Below are 19,823 nucleotides of genomic sequence, written 5' to 3' on the forward strand. Positions count from 1 at the left end.
TTCGCCGCCTGTCCGTTGGATTTGGGCAACGATCGGCTATTTTGATGCGTTTCCCTCAGTCGGTGGTTTCCTTGCCGCCGGGAAATGCTCTATGGCCCACATATGATGGACAGCGACGAATTTGAAAATGGCGGCCAGGAAGCCGCTCCGATCGACATGCTGGCCGCCTATTTCGAAGCGAATGGGTGGAGTTTCGATCAGGTCGGCGAGGATGAGATCGTCGCGAGCACCCAGGGTAGCTGGGCGCAATATGAACTGCGCGGCATCTGGCGCGATGAGGATCAGGTCCTGCAATTGCTGGCGCTGCCCGACATCCGGGTGACGGATGAAAAGCGCGCGTCGATCTACGAAACCCTTGGCCTCATCAACGAACAGCTCTGGCTCGGCCATTTCGAGCTATGGTCGTCAAGCGGCATCATATTGTTCCGCCACGGCGCCTTGCTGGGCGCGGGGGGCGTGCTGACGCTCGACCAGGCGCAGCTGCTGGTCGAAACGGCTATCGACGAATGCGAGCGTTTCTATCCCGTGTTCCAGTTCGTCCTGTGGGGCGGCAAGAGCCCGACCGAGGCGATCTCCGCCAGCCTGATCGAGACGCGCGGCGAAGCCTGAGGATTGTCCATGACGCAAGCTTGGCCCGCGCACCTGTTCATGGCCGGCTGCGGCAATATGGCGGGGCAAATGCTCGCCCGGTGGCTGGCATGCGGCCTTGATCCCGCGCGCGTCACCGTGTTGCGCCCCAGCGGCCGTGCGGTCGCGGATGGGGTGCAAGTGGTGACCGATTACCCCGCCTCGCTCCCGGCACAGGCGATGGTCATGCTGGGTATGAAGCCCTATCAGCTGGATGATGTGGCGGTGTCGCTGGCACCGCTGTGCATGGCGGACACGCGCATCGTTTCTATTCTGGCCGGGACGCCGGTTGCCGACCTGCGGCAACGTTTTCCGGCCGTCCGGGACGTTATCCGGGCGATGCCGAACCTGCCGGTCGCCTTGGGGCAGGGCGTCACCGGACTATATGCCGACCGCGATGTTTCGCCAGCAGCGCGATCCGCAGTGGATGCGATCATAAAGCCATTGGGCGCGGCCGAGTGGATCGAAGAGGAAGGGCAGTTCAACGCGCTGACCGCCCTGTCGGGCTGTGGCCCTGCCTTCTTGTTCCGTTTCATCGACGCCTTCTCGCGCGCGGGAGCAGCCATAGGGCTTTCGGCCGATCAGGCCGCAAGGATGGCGCTCGCTACCGTCCAGGGCTCTGCCAATCTCGCTGCCCAGGCGGAGGAAAGCCCAGCGACATTGGCTGACCGCGTGGCGAGCCCCGGCGGCATGACACGCGAGGGGTTGAACGTCCTCGACGCGGACGACCGGTTGCTCAACCTTCTCATCGATACGCTGGCGGCGGCACGGGACCGGGGCGAGGAAATCGCCCGCGCGCGCTGATCCGCGCTCCCGATGCGAGTTTAAGGCGCCCGGCGTGGCTGTCCGGGCATCTGTGAATATTGGAGTTTGTCATGCTGCCTGCCGATACGCCGATCCTGCTCCTGACCACCGGCGGGACGATCGACAAAATCTATTTCGATGCCTTGTCGGACTATAAGGTCGGCGAAAGCGTGGTCGCCAAACTGCTGCAGATCGGCGGCGTCAAGCGCCCCTTCCGCATAGAAGAGGTGACGCGCAAGGACAGCCTGGAACTGGACGACGCCGACCGGGCGCAGATCCGCGAGCGGATTCTCTCCGCGCCGGAAAGCCATATCGTCATCACCCATGGCACGGATACCATGACGGACACGGCCAGGACGCTTGAGGACATAGCAGGCAAGACGATCGTGCTTGTCGGCGCGCTCGCCCCGGCGCGTTTCGGTGAAAGCGACGCGAGCTTCAACCTGGGCATGGCCTTCGCGACAGCCCAGATTGCCGGGCCCGGCGTCTACATCAGCATGAGCGGATCGGTGTTCCGCGCAGATCAGGTCGTAAAGGACCGGGCAAAAGGCGCCTTCGTCCCGCGATAAGGTGCCCATCCGCGTCAGCGCCATCTCCACATCGACAGGCTCAGCCGAACGGGTTGAATGGTTCCGATCAACACTCTGCCCGAAGATCATTTCTCGCATCTCCGCGTGAAACATCTATCCCGCGACCGTCCCCATATCTGACGCAGGAACCGCCTCCGCCATCGCGCATTATTCGTGCGGGTGGCGTAACGATGAGGAGGAAATTCATGGCCGATTATCAGGAGCGTCCAACGACGACGACTACGGTGATTGAGAAGCGCAGCGGCGGCACGGCGATTGCTGTCCTGCTCCTCGTGGTAGTAGTGGCGATCGCCGCCTTTTTCCTGATCAGCAGCCAGACCCGCAAGGACAGCGCGGTCGAGAGCGCTGCCACGCAAGTCGGTCAAGCCGCGAGTGATGTTGGAAGCGCAGCAAAGGACGCAGCGAACGGCGAATAGGCGGGAACAGCTTGGCCGCGCCGTGCCTAAACTCAGCACCACAAAAAAAAGGGCGCCCCTGTTTGGAGCGCCCTTTCTACATTGCTTCACCTGCCGTCATCGGCTCGGTTAAGGAAATTCAGCCTTCCACCTTGGCATATTTGGGGGCGGCTTCGTTCAGGATGCGCAGGATCTTCTTGAGGGCGCTCGGCTCGTCCGTCTCTTCCATCGCGGCTAATTCGCGAGCAAGACGGCTGGACGCAGCTTCGAAGATCTGGCGTTCGGAATAGCTCTGCTCGGGCTGATCGTCAGCTCGGAACAGGTCGCGCGTCACTTCGGCGATGGAAACCAGATCGCCGGAGTTGATCTTCGCTTCATATTCCTGCGCGCGGCGCGACCACATGGTGCGCTTCACCTTCGGCTTGCCCTTCAGCGTTTCGATCGCTTCTTCCAGGGTCTTGTTCGACGAAAGCTTGCGCATGCCGACGCCTTCGGCCTTGTTCGTCGGCACGCGGAGCGTCATGCGCTCCTTTTCGAACCGGAGCACATACAGCTCCAGCTCCATGCCCGCGATCTGCTCCTTCTGAAGCTCCACCACACGGCCAACGCCATGCTTGGGGTAAACGACATAATCACCAACGTCAAAGGACAGCGCCTTGGCAGCCATTTGAAACCTTTCTAATTCTACCGGAGACGAGCAACCGCCGGTCACAGAAGCGCGGATGAGGCGCAACCGGGGAATCCACGGCGTCACCGTCAGGACATGAGCGAATACTCCAGGACGGATGCGACCATTTCCGCCTCTTGTCCTTCATTTAGCAGATTCGTAACAAAATTGCCACCCCCAGACGCAAAATCCGGGAGTAGGTGCGAGGGTGAGACGCTAGGGCTAGTAAGTTGCTCTTGCCCAGCCGCCGAATTTTCCGGCCGAATGGCAGGGCGCTCCTTGCCATGAGCGCGTCGATGATTTTATCGACGCCACCCTATGATCAGCTGCCGGAACCGGGCTCGGGAGAGAAGAACTTCTCCAGCTTGTTTTCAATGCCCTTCATTTCATCAGCATCGGCGGGTGCGTCGCCCTTGACGGTGATGTTGGGCCATTCAGCGGAGAATTTGGTGTTCAGTTCCAGCCACTTTTCCAGGCCATTTTCCGTGTCGGGCAAAATGGCTTCGGCCGGGCATTCCGGCTCGCACACGCCGCAATCGATGCACTCGTTCGGATTGATGACCAGCATGTTTTCGCCCTCGTAGAAGCAATCGACGGGGCAGACCTCGACGCAATCCATATATTTGCAGCGGATGCAGTTGTCGGTCACGACATAGGTCATGGATCAGCACTCTAAAGGGGTTTCGACAGCGGCGGCCCTGCTATGCCGCGCGCGCGCGAAGGTCAATGAGGATATTGTTGCGGCCCTAATCGCCTAGCTTCAGTTCCTCATAGCAGCTTTGCGCTTCGGGGGCAGGGCCACGGCGGCCGGGGAGCTGGACGACGCGCACCACGCGCACGCCATGATGATGGGGAAAGGTGATGAGGTCGCCCGTCCGCACCGGCGCATGGGCTCGCTCGATGCGGCGGCCGTTCAGCCGGATATGCCCATCCTCTGCCATTTTCTGCGCCATCGACCGACTTTTCGCGAGCCGCACGAACCACAGGAATTTGTCGATGCGCAGGCTCGGCCCATGGTTGCCGGCAGGGGCGCTCTCAGCCATTGCGGCCCAGCAACTCCGCCAGGCCCGCAAAGGCATGGTTGCCATTCGCCGGCGTTGCGCTTGCGGCGGCGGGGCGGGGCGATGCACCGCGCGCAGGCGCGGCGCGCCGATTCGGCCCACGCCCCTGCTGCTGGTCGGGTCGAGCCTTTTGCCGTCCGCGGAACGTCCAGTTCGCGCCGCCTTCCGCCGCTGGTTCGATCGGCCGGAACCCGGCAAGGCGCATCAATTGGAGGAAGGAGGCTTCGTTGAGGCCGAGCGACACGATCTGCGGGCTAAGGGCTGTGAAGGCCTCGCCCTTCGCAATCGCTTCATGCGCCGCTCGCGCCATGCGCTCCGCCATGTCGATCCGCAGCATCTGGGCGTCAAAGCCCCTGAAGCCCGCGATACGCGCGCCCATCTGCTCCGCCCTTTCACCTGCGGGGATCAGCGTCAGGCCGGGAAGGGGAAGCGGAAGGCAAGGCTTGGCGATCCGCGCCGCCAGCAATGCCGACCGCCACCGCGCAGCTCCTGGCTTCAAGAGCCCGGGATGATAGATGTCGAGAACGCCGATATCGATGCCTGCGCGGCGCAGCAGGTGGCGCTGGTCCTTGTCGAGATGATTGAGGGCGGCGTCCAGATCCGTCCGGGCCATCACCCCGCCAGCGTCCGCCAATTGGGCGAAGACCGCGCGCACCACCGCAGGCACGGCCGGATCGGCGGCACTGGCGGCCATTTTGACGAGGGGTAGCAGATGCTTTTCCTTCTGCGCCTCCACCCAGGCGGCAAGGCGCGCAAGAACCTGCTTCTGCACATCCTGCCCAAGCGCCAGGAGCCCGCGATCCAGCCGGATTTCCGGCGCAAGCAGCGAGGACCCAGCAAGCAGCGCCGCGACGGCATTACCCTGCCAGCCGATACCAGGCGCCTGTCCCGGCTCGTCCATCAGCACGAAATCGGTGCCGGGCGCGCCCAGCAATTCGTCAGCCTTCACTCGCAATATCCTTCCAAGACGGCGTTCCGCCGCCGCCAGCAGCATCTTTCTATCCTGATGCCGCGTAGCCGGATCGACCGAGAAACGAAATCCGTCAAGTCGCCCGATCATCTCGCCATCGACGCAGACCGTCCCGTCCTGCTCCACATCGACCGGAAGATTGCTCGCATCCTGCCCCATGTCGCGCAGCAGGACTGAGGTGCGCCGATCCACGAAACGCTGGGTCAACGCTGTATGCAGGGCATCGGAAAGCCGCTCTTCCAGAGCGCGCGTCCGCTCTGCCATCTCGGCGGGATGCGCCAGCCAGTCGGGGCGGTGGGCGATGTAGGACCATGTCCGCGCCGCCGCGATCCGCGCGGACAGGGTATCGATATCACCCTGAACCGAATCGAGTCGCGTCAGTTGCTGGGCGAACCAGTCCCGTGGAATGTGGCCGCTGCCCTCCGACAGAAAGCGCCAGATCCGGTTCACCGTGCGCGCATGATGGTCCGCGCCCAGCTTCTGGAAGTCGGGAAGGCCGCAAGCGGCCCATAGCCGTTCGACCGCTTTCTTGCCCTGAACCCTTTCGATGACCAGCGGATCGTCCGACAGCCGCCGCAGCACGGCAAGGTCGACCGCTTCGGGTGCGGCACGCAGTTCATCCCGGTCAGGCCGCGTCTCCAGTTCCATGATCAGCCGGTTGACGCTGTCCATGCGCGGCTTCCCCTCTCGCCAGAACAGCTGTTCGACAGGCGGGAAATGATGATCTTCGATCGCTTCGATCTCTTCGGGCGTGAACGCCGCGTCGCCATCTTCATGGCCCAGGCTGCCGAAAGTGCCATCCTTGTGATGCCGTCCTGCACGCCCCGCAATCTGCGCCATTTCCGCTATGGTGAGCCGCCGCGTCCGTCGGCCGTCGAACTTGCGCAGCGAAGCGAAGGCGACATGGGCGACGTCGAGGTTCAGCCCCATGCCGATCGCATCGGTGGCGACCAGATAATCGACCTCGCCATTCAGGAACATCTGCACCTGCGCGTTGCGCGTGCGCGGGGAGAGCGCGCCCATCACAACGGCTGCGCCCCCGCGAAAGCGGCGCAGCATTTCCGCGACGGCATAGACTTCCTCCGCCGAGAAGGCGACGACCGCGGACCGCTTGGGCAGGCGTGACAATTTCTTCGCCCCGCCATAGGATAATGTCGAAAAGCGCGGGCGGCTGATGATCTCAACGTCCGGCACCAGCGCCTTCACGACCCGGCCGATGCTGGCAGAGCCCAGGATCATGGTCTCTTCCCGCCCGCGCGCGCGCAGGAGCCGGTCGGTGAACACATGCCCGCGCTCCGGGTCGGACCCAAGTTGCGCCTCATCCAGCGCCACGAAAGCGAAATCCCCATCGACCGGCATCGATTCAGCGGTGCACAGATAATAGAGCGCGCCGGGCGGGAGTATCTTTTCTTCCCCGGTGATCAGCGCGACCTGATGCGCGCCCTTGATCGCGACCACCCGGTCATAGACTTCGCGCGCCAGCAAACGGAGCGGAAAGCCCATCATGCCGCTGGAATGACCGCACATGCGCTCGACGGCCAGATGCGTCTTGCCGGTATTGGTGGGACCCAGCACGGCTGTGACGGGCGATCGGGCAAATTGAGCCATGATCCTCTCTATGTCGGGGATGAGCGCTGCAAGGGCAAGGGGAAGGCAGTGATTCTCCTCGGAGCGGTGGAGCTTGTGTCACTCAACGGCCGAAGGCCACGTTTCGTCGCGTGAAAAGAGTTAAAAAATCCGTCTTTATTTGACTTTAACCCTATGCGTTCACAACAATGCCCACGAACGCGCGGCGGGGGCCGGGCGAAATTGCAGCCCGTGGGGGGCTTTTCCAAAGTGTTTCACGGCAGTCAATTCAGCCCTCAGCAGGGGGGCGCATCCGCATCCCTCTGGGTGACTGACGCGATCGGCGGGCGTCCCTTCGCGGCTGCCGATAGCCGAGACTGGCGCACCCGCCTGCGCGAATGGGCGGACGATGTCGAGCTGGTTCCCGATCTTGGCCAAAATGTCGGCAGCCGCACCTGGTTCCGCGGCCTTGCCACCTGTTTCGGCCTCTGTGCGTCAGCGCTCTACCTCTCGCCGGGCTTCCAGCCGCTGCCGGGCGCACCGCAACCGCTGCTCGACGCTCCGCAGTTCGAGGAAGTGCGCAGCCAGATGATCACGCCGCTTGCCATGGGCGCGGACAGCGGGCGGCGCATGGGGCCCACCGATGCCGTCCAGCCCCTGCGTGAGACGCCGGAGCGCCCGCAGATCGAATTGCGCGCCCAGATCGGGGGGAGTGACTCGCTCGGCCGCGCCTTGTCGCGCGCTGGCGTCAGCAATGCCGACGCCGCGCAGGTGATGGCTCTTGCCAGCGGCGACATTGCCAAGGGCCTGAAGCCGGGTACGCCGCTCGACATCATTCTTGGCCGCCGCGCCAGCCGCGACATGCCCCGCCCGCTGGATCATCTCGCTTTCCGCGCCCGGCTCGACCTCGCGCTCGAAATCAACCGGGTAGGTGGGATGCTTCAGGTAAAGCGCACGCCTATCCATGTCGACAATACGCCGCTGCGCATCCAGGGTGTGATCGGCGACAGCATCTATCAGTCCGCGCGCGCGGCCGGTGCGCCGCCCAAGGCGATCCAGAGCTTCCTGCGCGTTATTGCGCAGCAGGTCGATCTGGGATCGATCCAGAGCGGCGACCGCTACGACATCATCACCGAATATCGCCGTGCGGAAACCGGAGACGTCGAAGTAGGCGACCTGTTGTTCGCGGGCCTGCACCGCGCCAGTGGACGTGGCATCGACATGCTGAAATGGACCAGCGACGGCCGCAGCCAGTGGTTCGAAGCATCGGGCGTCGGCGAACGTCGCGGCGTGCTGTCCGCGCCGGTGCGGGGGCGCATGTCATCCGGCTTCGGCATGCGCCGCCATCCCATCCTCGGCTACACGCGCATGCATGCGGGGATCGACTTCGCCGCCGCCTATGGTTCGCCCATCTATGCGGCCACCGACGGCGTCGTGTCCTATTCCGGCCGCCATGGCGGCCATGGCAATTATGTCCGGCTGGAACATGGCAATGGCCTTGCCACCGGCTATGCGCATATGAGCCGCATCGCCGCACGCTACGGCCAGCGTGTCCGCCAGGGTCAGGTGATCGGCTATGTCGGGTCCAGCGGCCTTTCGACCGGCCCGCACCTCCATTATGAGCTGTATCGCAGCGGCCGCACGGTGAACCCGCTGTCGGTCAAGTTCACCACCACCGCGCAGCTTGCCGGGCGTGAACTGTCCGCGTTCCGCGAGCGGCTGAGGCAGCTCAAGAGCCTGCGGACGGGAATCCCCGTCACGGTCGCGCAGAACAAGCCGCAGGCTGCCGCGCCTGCCACATAGAGCAATTAGCCGCTTCCCGTCCCCGGACCGCTTCGCTAACCCGCCTCCATGACCAAGATCACCGCCCTGCTGCTCGCCGGATCGCGTCCCGGTTCCGATCCTCTGGCGCAGGCGGCCGGGGTCGCGGTCAAGCCTCTCGCTCCGGTTAGGGGCGAACCTATGATCAACTATCCCGCCCGCGCGCTGCTCGCGCATCCGTCGGTCGGACAGCTAGTCATTCTCACCCAAACGCCGGAGCTTTACCGCGCTGATCCCGCCACCGCCTGGCTGGACGAGGACCCGCGCGTCCGCTTCGAACAGAGCGGCAGCGGCATAGCATCCACATTGCTCGAACTCCTGGACCGGCCCGATCTCCCCTTTCCGCTGCTCGTTACCACGGCCGACCATGTTCTGCTCGACGGCGACATGCTCGACCAGTTCGTTGCGGAGGCGGACGGGGCCGACATCGCGGTGGCGATGGTCGAACGCGCAACGCTGCTTGCTCGCTATCCGTCGTCCCGGCGCACCTGGCTCAAGTTCCGCGACGGCTGGTGGTCGGGCGCCAACCTCTTCTGGTTCGGCAGCGCCAAGGCGCGCGCGATCATCTCCCTCTGGCAGGAGGTGGAGCAGGACCGCAAGAAGGGGTGGAAGATCCTCGCCGCATTCGGGCCGATCGCCTTGCTCGGCGCCGTGCTGCGCGTCTCCACATTGCGCGGCGGCATAGCGCGCGTAGGCCGCCGCTTTGATCTCTTCGCCAGACTGGTGCCCATGCGCAAAGCGGAAGCCTGCATCGACGCGGACAAGGTCGAGGACGTCGCCCTCATCGAACAGATATTGGACCGTCGCGGTTAGCTTTAGCGCTATTCGGTCGCGCAACCCTCAATTCCCGTTCGCCCTGAGCCTGTCGAAGGGCTCCACTTCCCCTCTTCGTAAGAAGAGGGCTTCGACAAGCTCAGCCCGAACGGATGGCGTGATTGGGATTGAGCGCAACCCGTCCAAGCTTTTGCCACTTTGATGGGTAGCAAATGGCTGAACGAGGCGCTAAGGGCCTCATGCGCGCGCCCCCATGATGATTATCGGCGCGGACGGAGGACATCTTAAACCATGGCCGAATTCACCCTGCCCAAGAACAGCAAGATTTCCGGTAAGGGCGTGACCCACAAGGCTCCCGACGGCGCGAGCAACGTCAAGAGCTTCAAGGTCTATCGCTACGATCCCGACTCGGGTCAGAATCCGCGCTATGACACCTTTGAGATCGACCTCGACAATTGCGGTCCGATGGTCCTCGACGCACTGCTGAAGATCAAGAATGAATATGATCCGACGCTGACGTTCCGCCGGTCCTGCCGCGAAGGCATTTGCGGTTCCTGTTCGATGAACATGAACGGCAAGAATGGCCTCGCCTGCACCACCGCGATCGAGGATTGCGCGGGCAAGGAAGTGCGCGTCACGCCGCTGCCGCACATGGACGTGATCAAGGATCTCGTCCCCGATTTCACGCATTTCTATGCGCAGTACAGTTCGATCAAGCCGTGGCTGCAAACCGTCACCCCGTCGCCGAGCGGCAAGGAGCGGCTCCAGTCGCCCGCCGACCGTGAAAAGCTCGACGGCCTGTACGAATGCATCCTGTGCGCCTGCTGCTCGACCAGCTGCCCCAGCTATTGGTGGAACTCCGACAAGTTCCTTGGCCCGGCCATCCTGCTCCAGGCCTATCGTTGGCTGGCCGACAGCCGCGACGAATATACCGGCGAGCGTCTGGATGAGCTGGAAGATCCCTTCCGCCTCTATCGCTGCCACACCATCATGAACTGCGCGAATGTCTGCCCGAAGGGTCTCAGCCCTGCCAAGGCGATCGCCGAAACCAAGAAGATGATGGTCGAACGGCAGCTTTGATGCAGTGAGTGACGATACTGGCCCTGTAAGCCTGGTGCTGGAAGGTCCTTGGGCTGACTGGCTGCGCTGGAGCGATCCGGTTTCGGAGACGTTTCTTAGCACATCCGTGGGGCCCAGCTATTCGCAAGGTGCCGGTGATCGTCGCGCCACGGTGATGCTGGAAACGCGCCGCTCGCACGCCAATCGTAACGGCGCGCTGCATGGCGGTTTCCTCGCCGCCTTTGCCGATCATGCCTATTTTGCCGCGCTGGCGGCCATGGGGCGTCCTGAACAGGCCGCTGCCGTCACCGTCGACCTTTCCATGCAATATTGCGGCTCCGGAAAAGTGGGGCATCCGCTGCGGGCGGATGTGGAGGTCTTGCAGGAAACCGGGCGCTTGTTCTTCATGCGTCTGACGCTTCATCAGGAAGACGCGCTGGTCGCGTCCTCCACCGCCACGGTGCGAAAGGTGCCGGTCCCCAAATGAGCAGCGTGATCGAGCGTTATCACGCGCTCGTCGCGGCCGGGGAATTGCGCCCCGATCCGGACCAGCAAGCCGCAGCAGCGCGGCTGGCCGTGCTTCAGCAGGAACTGGAGGCGGCTCCTCCGCGTGGTTCGACCTTGTGGAAACTGCTGCGGAAAGCGCCCGAACCCCCACGCGGCCTCTACATGTGGGGCGGCGTCGGCCGGGGCAAGTCGATGTTGATGGACCTGTTCTTCGACACCGTGCAGGTCCGGAACAAGAAACGCGCTCATTTCCACGAGTTCATGCTCGACGTCCATGCGCGGCTTGCGGAGGTGCGCAAGGCGGAGAAGGGCGATCCCATCCCGCCGGTCGTGGACTCGCTCGCCGAAGAGGCGCGGCTGCTCTGCTTTGATGAGATGGTCGTGAACAACATGGCCGACGCCGCCATCATGTCGCGCCTGTTCACCGGGCTGCTCGACAAGCGCGTGACGGTCGTCACCACCTCGAACCGCGCACCGGACGAACTCTACAAGGACGGCCTCAATCGGCAGCTTTTCCTGCCGTTCATCGACCTCATCAAGGATCGGCTGGACGTTCTGACGCTCGACGGGCCGACAGACTATCGGCTGGATCGTCTGGGCGACGCGCAACTCTGGCATTCGCCCAACGGCCCGGAGGCGACCAGGGCGCTCTCCGACGCCTTCTTCCGCCTGACCGACTATCCGGTGGAAAATCGGGCGAAGGTGCCTGCGGAGGATATTGAAGTGCAGGGCGGGCGCACCCTGCATGTGCCAAAGAGCTTGAAGGGCGTGGCGGTCTTCTCCTTCAAACGCCTATGCGCCGAAGCGCGCGGCGCGCCTGATTATCTGGCGATCGCCCGGCGGTTCCACACCGTCATTATTGTCGGCATCCCGGTACTGGGTCCGGAGAACCGCAACGAAGCCGCCCGCTTCGTCACGCTGATCGACGCCTTGTACGAATATAAGGTCAAACTGCTCGCATCGGCTGATGCAGAACCTGCACAGCTTTATCCCCGTGGCGACGGCGCGTTCGAATTCGAACGCACGGTTTCGCGGCTGATGGAGATGCAGTCGGACGATTATCTCGCGCTTGGGCACGGGCCGAAATAACGCTCTTCGGCGCAGCGGCGCCCTCATCCATCGCATTGAAAATGGCCCGGACGCTTCCTTATGAGAGGAAGCGTCCGGCAGGTGGCCGCTGCGGGACAAGTCAGCGCCAGGGTAGGAGCGCGTAACAAACAGGGGCGGAAACGCTCTTAATGAAACTGCGAATGAATTGCAAAGATAAATCTCCCGGAGGCCTTTTAGTTGGTTGAATCATTAATGAGATCGGCCTAAGCGGGCGGGCAATCCCGTGTTTTCCATGCTTGGAGGATGATTGCATATGGCCCGTAAGAAGATCGCGCTCATCGGCGCTGGCAATATCGGCGGTACGCTCGCGCATCTCGCAGCCTTGAAGGGTCTGGGCGACGTCGTCCTCTTCGACGTGGTCGAAGGCGTGCCCCAGGGCAAGGCGCTCGATCTGTCGCAGTGCGGCCCGGTTGAAGGCTTCGATGCGAAGATCACCGGCACCAACGACTATGCCGACATCAAGGACGCCGACGTCATCATCGTCACCGCCGGTGTCGCTCGCAAGCCCGGCATGAGCCGCGACGATCTTCTGGGCATCAACCTCAAGGTCATGAAGGCCGTGGGCGAGGGCATCAAGAACAATGCCCCGAACGCCTTCGTCATCTGCATCACAAACCCGCTCGACGCGATGGTATGGGCGCTGCGCGAATTTTCCGGCCTGCCGCACAACAAGGTCGTCGGCATGGCGGGCGTCCTCGACTCCGCGCGCTTCAGCCACTTCCTCGCCGAAGAGTTCCAGGTGTCGGTCAAGGAAGTGAACAGCTTCGTTCTCGGCGGCCATGGCGACACCATGGTGCCGGTCGTGCAATATTCGACCGTCGCGGGTATCCCGATCCCCGACCTCATCAAGCAGGGCCGCTCCACCAAGGAGCGCATCGACGCCATCGTGCAGCGCACCCGTTCGGGCGGCGGCGAAATCGTCGGCCTGCTCAAGACCGGTTCGGCCTTCTATGCGCCCGCCACCAGCGGCATCGCCATGGCTGAAGCCTATCTGTTCGACCAGAAGCGCCTGCTGCCCTGCGCCGCGAACCTGACCGGTCAATATGGCGTCGACAATCTCTATGTCGGCGTGCCCGTGATCATCGGCAAGGACGGCGTTGAGCAGGTCATCGAGATCGAACTCGACGACGAAGCCAAGGCGAACCTTCAGGTATCGGTCGATGCCGTCAAGGAACTGCTCGAAGCCTGCAAGGGCATCGACTCCTCGCTCGCCTGAGCCAAAGAGCTGCACCAGTGCGTCCCAGGTGAGTGAGCAGCCTGGGACATGCTGCCTTCCACCTGAAGTGCCACGTCCACAGAATGCAAAGGGACTGACATGTCCATTCTGGTGAACAAGAACACCAAGGTCATCACGCAGGGTATGACCGGCGCCACCGGCACCTTCCACACCGAACAGGCGCTGGCCTATGGCACGCAGATGGTTGCGGGCGTCACCCCGGGCAAGGGCGGCACGAGCCATATCGGCCTGCCCATGTACGATACCGTCGCGGAAGCCAAGTCGAAGACCGGCGCCGACGCTTCGGTCATCTATGTTCCGCCGCCATTCGCGGCCGACTCGATCCTGGAAGCTATCGATGCGGAAATCCCGCTGATCGTCTGCATCACCGAGGGTATTCCGGTACTCGACATGGTGCGCGTCAAGCGCGCCCTGTCCGGCAGCAAGTCGCGCCTGATCGGCCCGAACTGCCCCGGCGTCCTGACGCCCAACGAATGCAAGATCGGCATCATGCCGGGTTCGATCTTCTCCAAGGGTTCGGTCGGCGTCGTCTCGCGCTCCGGCACGCTGACCTATGAAGCGGTGTTCCAGACCACCAATGCTGGCCTGGGCCAGACAACCGCCGTTGGTATCGGCGGCGATCCGGTCAATGGCACCAACTTCATCGACGTGCTGGAACTGTTCCTGGCCGATGACGCGACCGAATCGATCATCATGATCGGCGAGATCGGCGGCGACGCGGAAGAGCAGGCTGCCCAGTTCCTGATCGATGAAGCCAAGCGTGGGCGCAAGAAGCCGATGGCTGGCTTCATCGCTGGCCGCACGGCGCCTCCGGGCCGTCGCATGGGCCATGCCGGCGCGATCGTGTCGGGCGGCAAGGGCGACGCGGAAAGCAAGATCGCGGCGATGGAAGCGGCCGGGATCAAGGTCGCGGCCAGCCCGTCCGAACTGGGCTCGACGCTTGTCGAAGTCCTGAAGGGCTAAGGCAGAACGGACAAGGCGGCCGGGCTGCACCTCGGCCGCTTTACATACCCCGCTCCGCGACTGCACGCGGCAGGCATGGGACTTGAAAGCATGGGTTACGAGAACCAGGACTTTGAAACGGAACGCGGGCCGAGCTGGGCGCGTCCCAATTGGCCGCTGACGGACACGGATGACCTGACCGGTGCGCTCGACCCGACGCAGATGCAGGTGGCGGTGAAGGCCGCAGCCAAGTCTGCGGGCAAGCCCGTTTCGGATGCCGACGCGGTCAGCGCCGCTGACGACGCGATCCGGGCGCAGCTGCTGATCCGCACCTATCGCGTGCGCGGTCATCTTGCGGCCAATCTCGACCCGCTGGGTCTCGTCCAACGTGATCTGCCTGCCGACCTGACCCCGGAATATCACGGCCTCACCGATCCTGAGAAGAAGATATATCTCGGCGGTACGCTGGGCCTGCAATATGCCACGGTGCGCGAGATCGTCGCCATCCTGCGCGCCAATTACTGCGGCAATGTCGGCCTTGAATATATGCACATCGCCGATGTGGAGGAGCGCCGTTTCCTGCAAGACCGCATGGAAGGCAAGGACAAGGAAATCCACTTCACGCCGGAAGGCAAGAAGGCGATCCTGGCCAAGGTGATCCACGCCGAACAATATGAGAAGTTCCTGGGCCGCAAATATGTCGGCACCAAGCGCTTCGGACTGGACGGCGGCGAGTCCATGATCCCCGCGCTTGAAGCCATCATCAAGCATGGCGGCGCGAGCGGTATCCGCGAAATCGTCTATGGCATGGCCCATCGCGGCCGCCTGAACGTGCTCGCCAATGTGATGGCGAAGGGCTTCCGCGTCATTTTCCACGAATTTTCCGGCGGTACGGCCAACCCGGAAGATGTTGGGGGATCAGGCGACGTCAAATATCATCTTGGCACCTCGACCGACCGTGAGTTCGATGGCGTCAAGGTCCATATGTCGCTGGTGCCAAACCCGTCGCACCTTGAGACGGTCGATCCGGTGGTGCTGGGCAAGGTGCGCGCGCAGCAGACCTTCCGCGACGATCTGGAAAAGCATGAGCAGGTCCTGCCGGTGCTGATCCACGGCGACGCCGCCTTTGCGGGGCAGGGCATCGTGTGGGAATGCTTCGGCTTTTCCGGCGTGTCGGGCTACAATACCGGTGGGTGCATCCACTTCATCGTGAACAACCAGATCGGCTTCACCACCAGCCCGCAATTCTCGCGCGGCTCGCCTTATCCAAGCGACGTCGCCAAGGGCGTTCAGGCGCCCATCCTGCACGTCAATGGCGACGATCCGGAGGCGGTCACCTTCGCCTGCAAGCTGGCGATCGAATATCGTCAGACCTTCCATCGCGACATCGTCATCGACATGTGGTGCTATCGCCGCTTCGGCCATAATGAAGGCGACGAGCCAAGCTTCACCCAGCCGCAGATGTACGCGAAGATCCGCCAGCACGCGCCGGTCAGCGACGTCTATTCGGCACGGCTGAAGGCTGAAGGCGTCGTGGATGATGATTTCGTCAGCAAGGTCACGGGCGACTTCGTCAATCATCTCGAAGAAGAGTTCGAGGCTTCCAAGAGCTACAAGGCCAACAAGGCGGACTGGTTCGCAGGCCGCTGGTCCGGGCTTCACAAGCCCGCCGATGCCGAAACGGCGCGACAGAATGTCGAGAGCGCGATCAGCCAGAAGCTGTTCGACAGCCTTGGCAAGACGCTGACTACCGTCCCTGAAGGGCTCAACGTTCACAAGACCCTGAAGCGGGTGATCGAGGCCAAGGCCGAGATGTTCAGGAACGGTGTGAACTTCGACTGGGCGACCGGCGAAGCACTGGCCTTCGGATCGCTCCTGTCGGAAGGCTATGGCGTACGCCTGTCAGGTCAGGACTCGGGACGCGGTACGTTCAGCCAGCGTCACGCCGTCTGGGTCGATCAGGATAGCGAGAACAAATATATCCCGCTTTCGACCGTCCCGCACGGCCGGTTTGAAGTGCTGGATTCGCCGCTGTCGGAATATGGCGTTCTCGGCTTCGAATATGGCTATGCGCTGGCGGACCCCAAGAGCCTGGTACTCTGGGAAGCCCAGTTCGGTGACTTCGCCAACGGCGCGCAGATCGTGTTCGACCAGTATATCGCTTCATCGGAAACGAAGTGGCTGCGTTCCAACGGCCTCGTTTGCCTGCTGCCGCATGGCTATGAAGGGCAGGGACCGGAACATAGCTCCGCACGCCTAGAACGCTTCCTGCAGCTCTGCGCAGAAGGAAATATCCAGGTCGCGAACATCACCACGCCCGCGAACTATTTCCATGTTCTGCGGCGGCAGATGCTGCGCCCCTTCCGCAAGCCGCTCATCATTATGACGCCCAAGTCGCTGCTGCGGCACAAGCTGGCGGTGAGCAAGGCAGAGGACTTTGTTGGCGAGACGCACTTCAAGCGGATCCTGTCCGACCCCAACGGCGCTGCGGATGCCGAGACGAAGCGGCTCGTCCTATGCTCGGGCAAGGTATTCTACGACCTTATGGAAGCGCGCGACGCAGCCGGGGATACGAACGTCCAGATCCTGCGGATCGAGCAAATCTATCCCTTCGCCACCGAGGCGCTCGCCTTGCGCATCAAGCGCATGACGAACCTTGAAGAGGTCATCTGGTGTCAGGAAGAGCCACGCAATAACGGCGCCTGGTTCTTCGTGGAACCTTATGTCGAAGAAGCGCTGGCTCAGGCGGGCAAGGCGCCAATGCGCGCTCGCTATGCCGGGCGCAAGGCGGCCGCGTCGCCTGCCACCGGCCTTGCCAAGCGCCATGTCGCCGAACAGGGCGCGCTCGTCGCCGATGCGCTGGGTCACAGCGTCCGTGAAGAAATCCGCCGCCAGAAGAAAGGCTGACACAGCTCATGGCAACTGAAGTCAAAGTCCCCACGCTGGGCGAATCCGTTACCGAAGCGACCGTTGGCCAGTGGCTGAAGAAGCCTGGCGACGCTGTGAAGGCTGACGAGCCGATCGTCAGCCTGGAAACCGACAAGGTCGCAGTCGATGTGCCTGCGCCGGTCGGCGGCACCTTGGGCGACATCATCGCCAAGGAAGGCGACACGGTGAATGTCGGCGCACTGCTGGCGATGATCAACGAAGGCGCAGCGGCCGCGACAGCTCCCGCAGCGCCGACCGCTCCTGCGCCCGCCGCGAAGGCAGAGGCTGCTACCCCCGCGCCTGCCGCATCGGCGCCAGCGGATGAGGAAGAGGGCGGCAACCTTACGCTGTCTCCCGCCGTTCGGCGCCTGGTGCTGGAGCATGGGCTCGACCCGAGCAAGATCAAGGGCACAGGCAAGGACGGGCGCCTGACCAAGGACGATGTCATGGCTGCCGTGGCCGCTGGCACTGCCAAGGCTACGGCCTCGGCTCCGGCCGCTGCGCCTGCGGTTGATGCCCCTGCGTCAGGCCCCAGCCGCAAGCAGGAACGGGTCAAGATGACGCGTCTGCGTCAGACCGTCGCCAAGCGCCTGAAGGAAGCGCAGAACACCGCCGCGCTGCTCACGACCTATAATGACGTGGACATGACCAACGTCATCGAAGCACGCGCCAAATATAAGGACCTGTTCGAGAAGAAGCATGGCGTCCGTCTGGGCTTCATGGGCTTCTTCACCAAGGCCGTGTGCATGGCGCTGCGGGACATCCCGGGCGTCAACGCGCAGATCGAAGGCGACGAGATCGTCTATAACGATTTCGCTGACATTTCGGTCGCCGTGTCGGCTCCGAACGGCCTAGTGGTGCCGGTCATTCGCAACGCCGAGTCGTTGAGCGTTGCGGACATCGAGAAGACGATTGGCGGCTTTGGCAAGAAGGCCAAGGAAGGCACGCTGACCATGGACGATATGAAGGGCGGCACCTTCACCATCTCCAATGGCGGCGTTTTCGGTTCGCTGCTGTCCAGTCCGATCATCAACCCGCCGCAGTCGGCGGTGCTCGGCCTGCATCGCATCGAAGACCGTCCGGTCGTTCGCGATGGGCAGATTGTCATTCGTCCGATGATGTATTTGGCGCTGAGCTACGACCATCGTCTGATCGACGGTCGTGAAGCGGTCACCTTCCTCGTTGCGGTGAAGAACGCGATCGAGGATCCGACCCGTCTGCTGATCGACCTGTAACTACACCACTTATCGTCACCCCAGCGCAAGCTGGGGTCTCTCTTGTTCTTCTGAAGGAAAAGAGAGATGCCGGTTTCCGCTGGCATGACGGGAAAAGGGAATATCCCATGTCTGAATTCGATTATGACGTCCTGGTGATCGGCGCTGGTCCGGGCGGCTATGTCGCTGCGATCCGGGCAGCGCAGCTTGGCCTCAAGACCGCTTGTGCCGAGAGCCGGGAGACGCTGGGCGGCACTTGCCTCAACGTCGGCTGCATCCCGTCAAAGGCGCTGCTGCATGCGTCGGAGTTTTACGAAGAAGCCGCTGGCGGAGCGCTGGCGAAGCTGGGCGTCAAGATCGACAAGATGAGCCTCGACCTCGACACCATGCAGGGTCAGCGCAAGGATGCCGTGAAGGGCCTGACCGGTGGGATCGAGTTCCTGTTCAAGAAGAACAAGGTTGACTGGCTGAAGGGCCGAGCGAGCTTCACCGGTGCGAACACGGTCGAGGTTGGTGGTCAGACTGTTACCGCCAGGAACATCGTCATTGCGACGGGATCGTCCGTAACTCCGCTGCCGGGCGTGGAGGTCGACAATGACAAGGGGCTTATCGTCGATTCCACGGGCGCTCTGGAACTGGACAAGGTGCCGGATCATATGGTCGTCATCGGCGGCGGGGTGATCGGGCTGGAGCTGGGATCGGTATGGCGCCGTCTGGGTTCCAAGGTGACCGTGGTCGAGTTTCTCGACCAGATCCTCCCTGGCATGGATGGTGAGGTCCGCAAGGAAGCGAACAAGATCTTCAAGAAGCAGGGCTTCGAATATAAGCTCGGCACCAAAGTCACCGGTGCCGAAGCGCACAAGAAGGGCGTTCGCCTGACTGTGGAACCTGCCGCCGGTGGTGCTTCGGAGACGATCGAGGCGGATGTTGTGCTGGTATCCATCGGCCGTCGCCCGAACACCGACGGGCTGGGTCTCGACAAGATCGGACTTGAACTGAACGCGCGCGGGCAGATCGAAACCGATCATGACTTCGCGACGAAGGTGTCGGGCATATGGGCCATTGGCGACGTGATCCCAGGTCCTATGCTGGCGCATAAGGCCGAGGATGAGGGTATTGCAGTCGCTGAGAATATCGCCGGACTGACCGGCATCGTGAACCATGCAGTCATCCCTTCGGTCGTCTATACAAAGCCCGAGATTGCGGGCGTCGGCCTGACCGAGGAAGCTGCCAAGGAGCGCGGTGCTGTCAAGGTCGGCAAGTTCCCAATGCTGGCGAACAGCCGCGCCAAGACCAATCATGAGCCCGACGGCTTTGTGAAGGTGATCGCCGATGCCGAGACCGATCGCGTCCTTGGCGTGTGGATCATCGCGACCGTCGCCGGAACGATGATCGCGCAGGCCGCGCAGGCGATGGAATTTGGCGCGTCTAGCGAGGATATCGCCTATACCTGCCATGCGCACCCGACGCATAGCGAAGCGATCAAGGAAGCCGCGATGGCGGTCACCGGCAAGCCGATCCATATGTGAGCAGCGCCGCTTCTGAAAAGTT

At 62.8% G+C, this 19,823-nt stretch carries 18 protein-coding genes; 14 read left to right on the forward strand and 4 right to left on the reverse strand.

What is annotated here, in order from left to right; translation table 11 throughout:
* Window positions 1-102 precede the first annotated feature (102 nt).
* From NCHOL11_RS04540 to NCHOL11_RS04555, 4 genes are all read left to right on the forward strand, one after another.
* Window positions 103-609 carry a YbjN domain-containing protein gene (locus NCHOL11_RS04540; protein WP_097092726.1) on the forward strand — a complete coding sequence of 169 codons (507 nt, stop codon included), beginning with the start codon at window positions 103-105 and terminating at the stop codon, window positions 607-609.
* Window positions 610-618: 9 nt separating this feature from the next.
* A complete protein-coding gene (gene proC, locus NCHOL11_RS04545) occupies window positions 619-1,431 on the forward strand; it encodes a pyrroline-5-carboxylate reductase (RefSeq protein ID WP_097091258.1) in 813 nt (270 codons plus the stop codon).
* Between the two features lie 71 nt (window positions 1,432-1,502).
* The gene (locus NCHOL11_RS04550) at window positions 1,503-2,000 is read left to right on the forward strand and encodes an asparaginase domain-containing protein (RefSeq protein ID WP_097091259.1); all 498 of its coding nucleotides are present in this window, start codon (window positions 1,503-1,505) and stop codon (window positions 1,998-2,000) included.
* A 206-nt stretch (window positions 2,001-2,206) separates the two neighbouring features.
* Entirely contained in the window at window positions 2,207-2,437 is a 231-nt protein-coding gene (locus NCHOL11_RS04555) for a hypothetical protein (RefSeq protein WP_097091260.1), read from the forward strand.
* 118 nt (window positions 2,438-2,555) lie between these two features.
* Here NCHOL11_RS04555 and NCHOL11_RS04560 read toward each other — a convergent pair whose 3' ends face one another.
* The 4 genes from NCHOL11_RS04560 to NCHOL11_RS04575 all read right to left on the reverse strand — a co-directional run bounded on the left by NCHOL11_RS04560 (window position 2,556) and on the right by NCHOL11_RS04575 (window position 6,722).
* A complete protein-coding gene (locus tag NCHOL11_RS04560) occupies window positions 2,556-3,083 on the reverse strand; it encodes a CarD family transcriptional regulator (RefSeq protein ID WP_097091261.1) in 528 nt (175 codons plus the stop codon).
* Between the two features lie 322 nt (window positions 3,084-3,405).
* Window positions 3,406-3,744 carry a ferredoxin FdxA gene (fdxA, locus tag NCHOL11_RS04565; protein WP_097091262.1) on the reverse strand — a complete coding sequence of 113 codons (339 nt, stop codon included), beginning with the start codon at window positions 3,742-3,744 and terminating at the stop codon, window positions 3,406-3,408.
* Window positions 3,745-3,829: 85 nt separating this feature from the next.
* Window positions 3,830-4,126 (reverse strand): RNA-binding S4 domain-containing protein, encoded by a 297-nt coding sequence (locus NCHOL11_RS04570; protein ID WP_097091263.1) that lies wholly within the window; start codon window positions 4,124-4,126, stop codon window positions 3,830-3,832.
* On the reverse strand, window positions 4,119-6,722 hold the full coding sequence (locus NCHOL11_RS04575; protein ID WP_176502182.1) for a helicase-related protein: 2,604 nt from the start codon (window positions 6,720-6,722) through the stop codon (window positions 4,119-4,121). The genes NCHOL11_RS04570 and NCHOL11_RS04575 overlap by 8 nt, the downstream gene beginning before the upstream one ends.
* 228 nt (window positions 6,723-6,950) lie before the next feature.
* Between NCHOL11_RS04575 and NCHOL11_RS04580 the strand changes: the two genes are divergently transcribed.
* From NCHOL11_RS04580 to lpdA, 10 genes are all read left to right on the forward strand, one after another.
* Window positions 6,951-8,483 (forward strand): M23 family metallopeptidase, encoded by a 1,533-nt coding sequence (locus tag NCHOL11_RS04580; RefSeq protein WP_255254709.1) that lies wholly within the window; start codon window positions 6,951-6,953, stop codon window positions 8,481-8,483.
* A gap of 48 nt (window positions 8,484-8,531) precedes the next feature.
* Entirely contained in the window at window positions 8,532-9,314 is a 783-nt protein-coding gene (locus tag NCHOL11_RS04585; RefSeq protein ID WP_097091266.1) for a nucleotidyltransferase family protein, read from the forward strand.
* A 252-nt stretch (window positions 9,315-9,566) separates the two neighbouring features.
* The gene (locus tag NCHOL11_RS04590; RefSeq protein ID WP_097091267.1) at window positions 9,567-10,355 is read left to right on the forward strand and encodes a succinate dehydrogenase iron-sulfur subunit; all 789 of its coding nucleotides are present in this window, start codon (window positions 9,567-9,569) and stop codon (window positions 10,353-10,355) included.
* A 4-nt stretch (window positions 10,356-10,359) separates the two neighbouring features.
* The gene (locus NCHOL11_RS04595) at window positions 10,360-10,821 is read left to right on the forward strand and encodes a PaaI family thioesterase (protein ID WP_255254710.1); all 462 of its coding nucleotides are present in this window, start codon (window positions 10,360-10,362) and stop codon (window positions 10,819-10,821) included.
* Entirely contained in the window at window positions 10,818-11,930 is a 1,113-nt protein-coding gene (gene zapE, locus NCHOL11_RS04600; protein WP_097091269.1) for a cell division protein ZapE, read from the forward strand. Before NCHOL11_RS04595 ends, zapE begins: the two co-directional genes overlap by 4 nt.
* Before the next feature lie 274 nt (window positions 11,931-12,204).
* Window positions 12,205-13,167 carry a malate dehydrogenase gene (gene mdh, locus NCHOL11_RS04605; protein ID WP_097091270.1) on the forward strand — a complete coding sequence of 321 codons (963 nt, stop codon included), beginning with the start codon at window positions 12,205-12,207 and terminating at the stop codon, window positions 13,165-13,167.
* Window positions 13,168-13,266: 99 nt separating this feature from the next.
* Window positions 13,267-14,151, forward strand: a complete 885-nt coding sequence (sucD, locus tag NCHOL11_RS04610) for a succinate--CoA ligase subunit alpha (protein WP_097091271.1) — start codon at window positions 13,267-13,269, stop codon at window positions 14,149-14,151.
* A gap of 90 nt (window positions 14,152-14,241) precedes the next feature.
* Window positions 14,242-17,037 carry a 2-oxoglutarate dehydrogenase E1 component gene (locus tag NCHOL11_RS04615; protein ID WP_097092727.1) on the forward strand — a complete coding sequence of 932 codons (2,796 nt, stop codon included), beginning with the start codon at window positions 14,242-14,244 and terminating at the stop codon, window positions 17,035-17,037.
* Window positions 17,038-17,045: 8 nt separating this feature from the next.
* Window positions 17,046-18,293: a 2-oxoglutarate dehydrogenase complex dihydrolipoyllysine-residue succinyltransferase gene (gene odhB / locus NCHOL11_RS04620; RefSeq protein ID WP_097091272.1), complete on the forward strand. Its 1,248-nt coding sequence runs from the start codon at window positions 17,046-17,048 to the stop codon at window positions 18,291-18,293.
* A gap of 107 nt (window positions 18,294-18,400) precedes the next feature.
* The gene (lpdA, locus tag NCHOL11_RS04625) at window positions 18,401-19,801 is read left to right on the forward strand and encodes a dihydrolipoyl dehydrogenase (RefSeq protein WP_097091273.1); all 1,401 of its coding nucleotides are present in this window, start codon (window positions 18,401-18,403) and stop codon (window positions 19,799-19,801) included.
* Window positions 19,802-19,823 lie beyond the last annotated feature (22 nt).

The sequence above is a fragment of the Novosphingobium sp. Chol11 genome (assembly GCF_900218065.1).
Classification (GTDB): domain Bacteria; phylum Pseudomonadota; class Alphaproteobacteria; order Sphingomonadales; family Sphingomonadaceae; genus Sphingobium; species Sphingobium agri.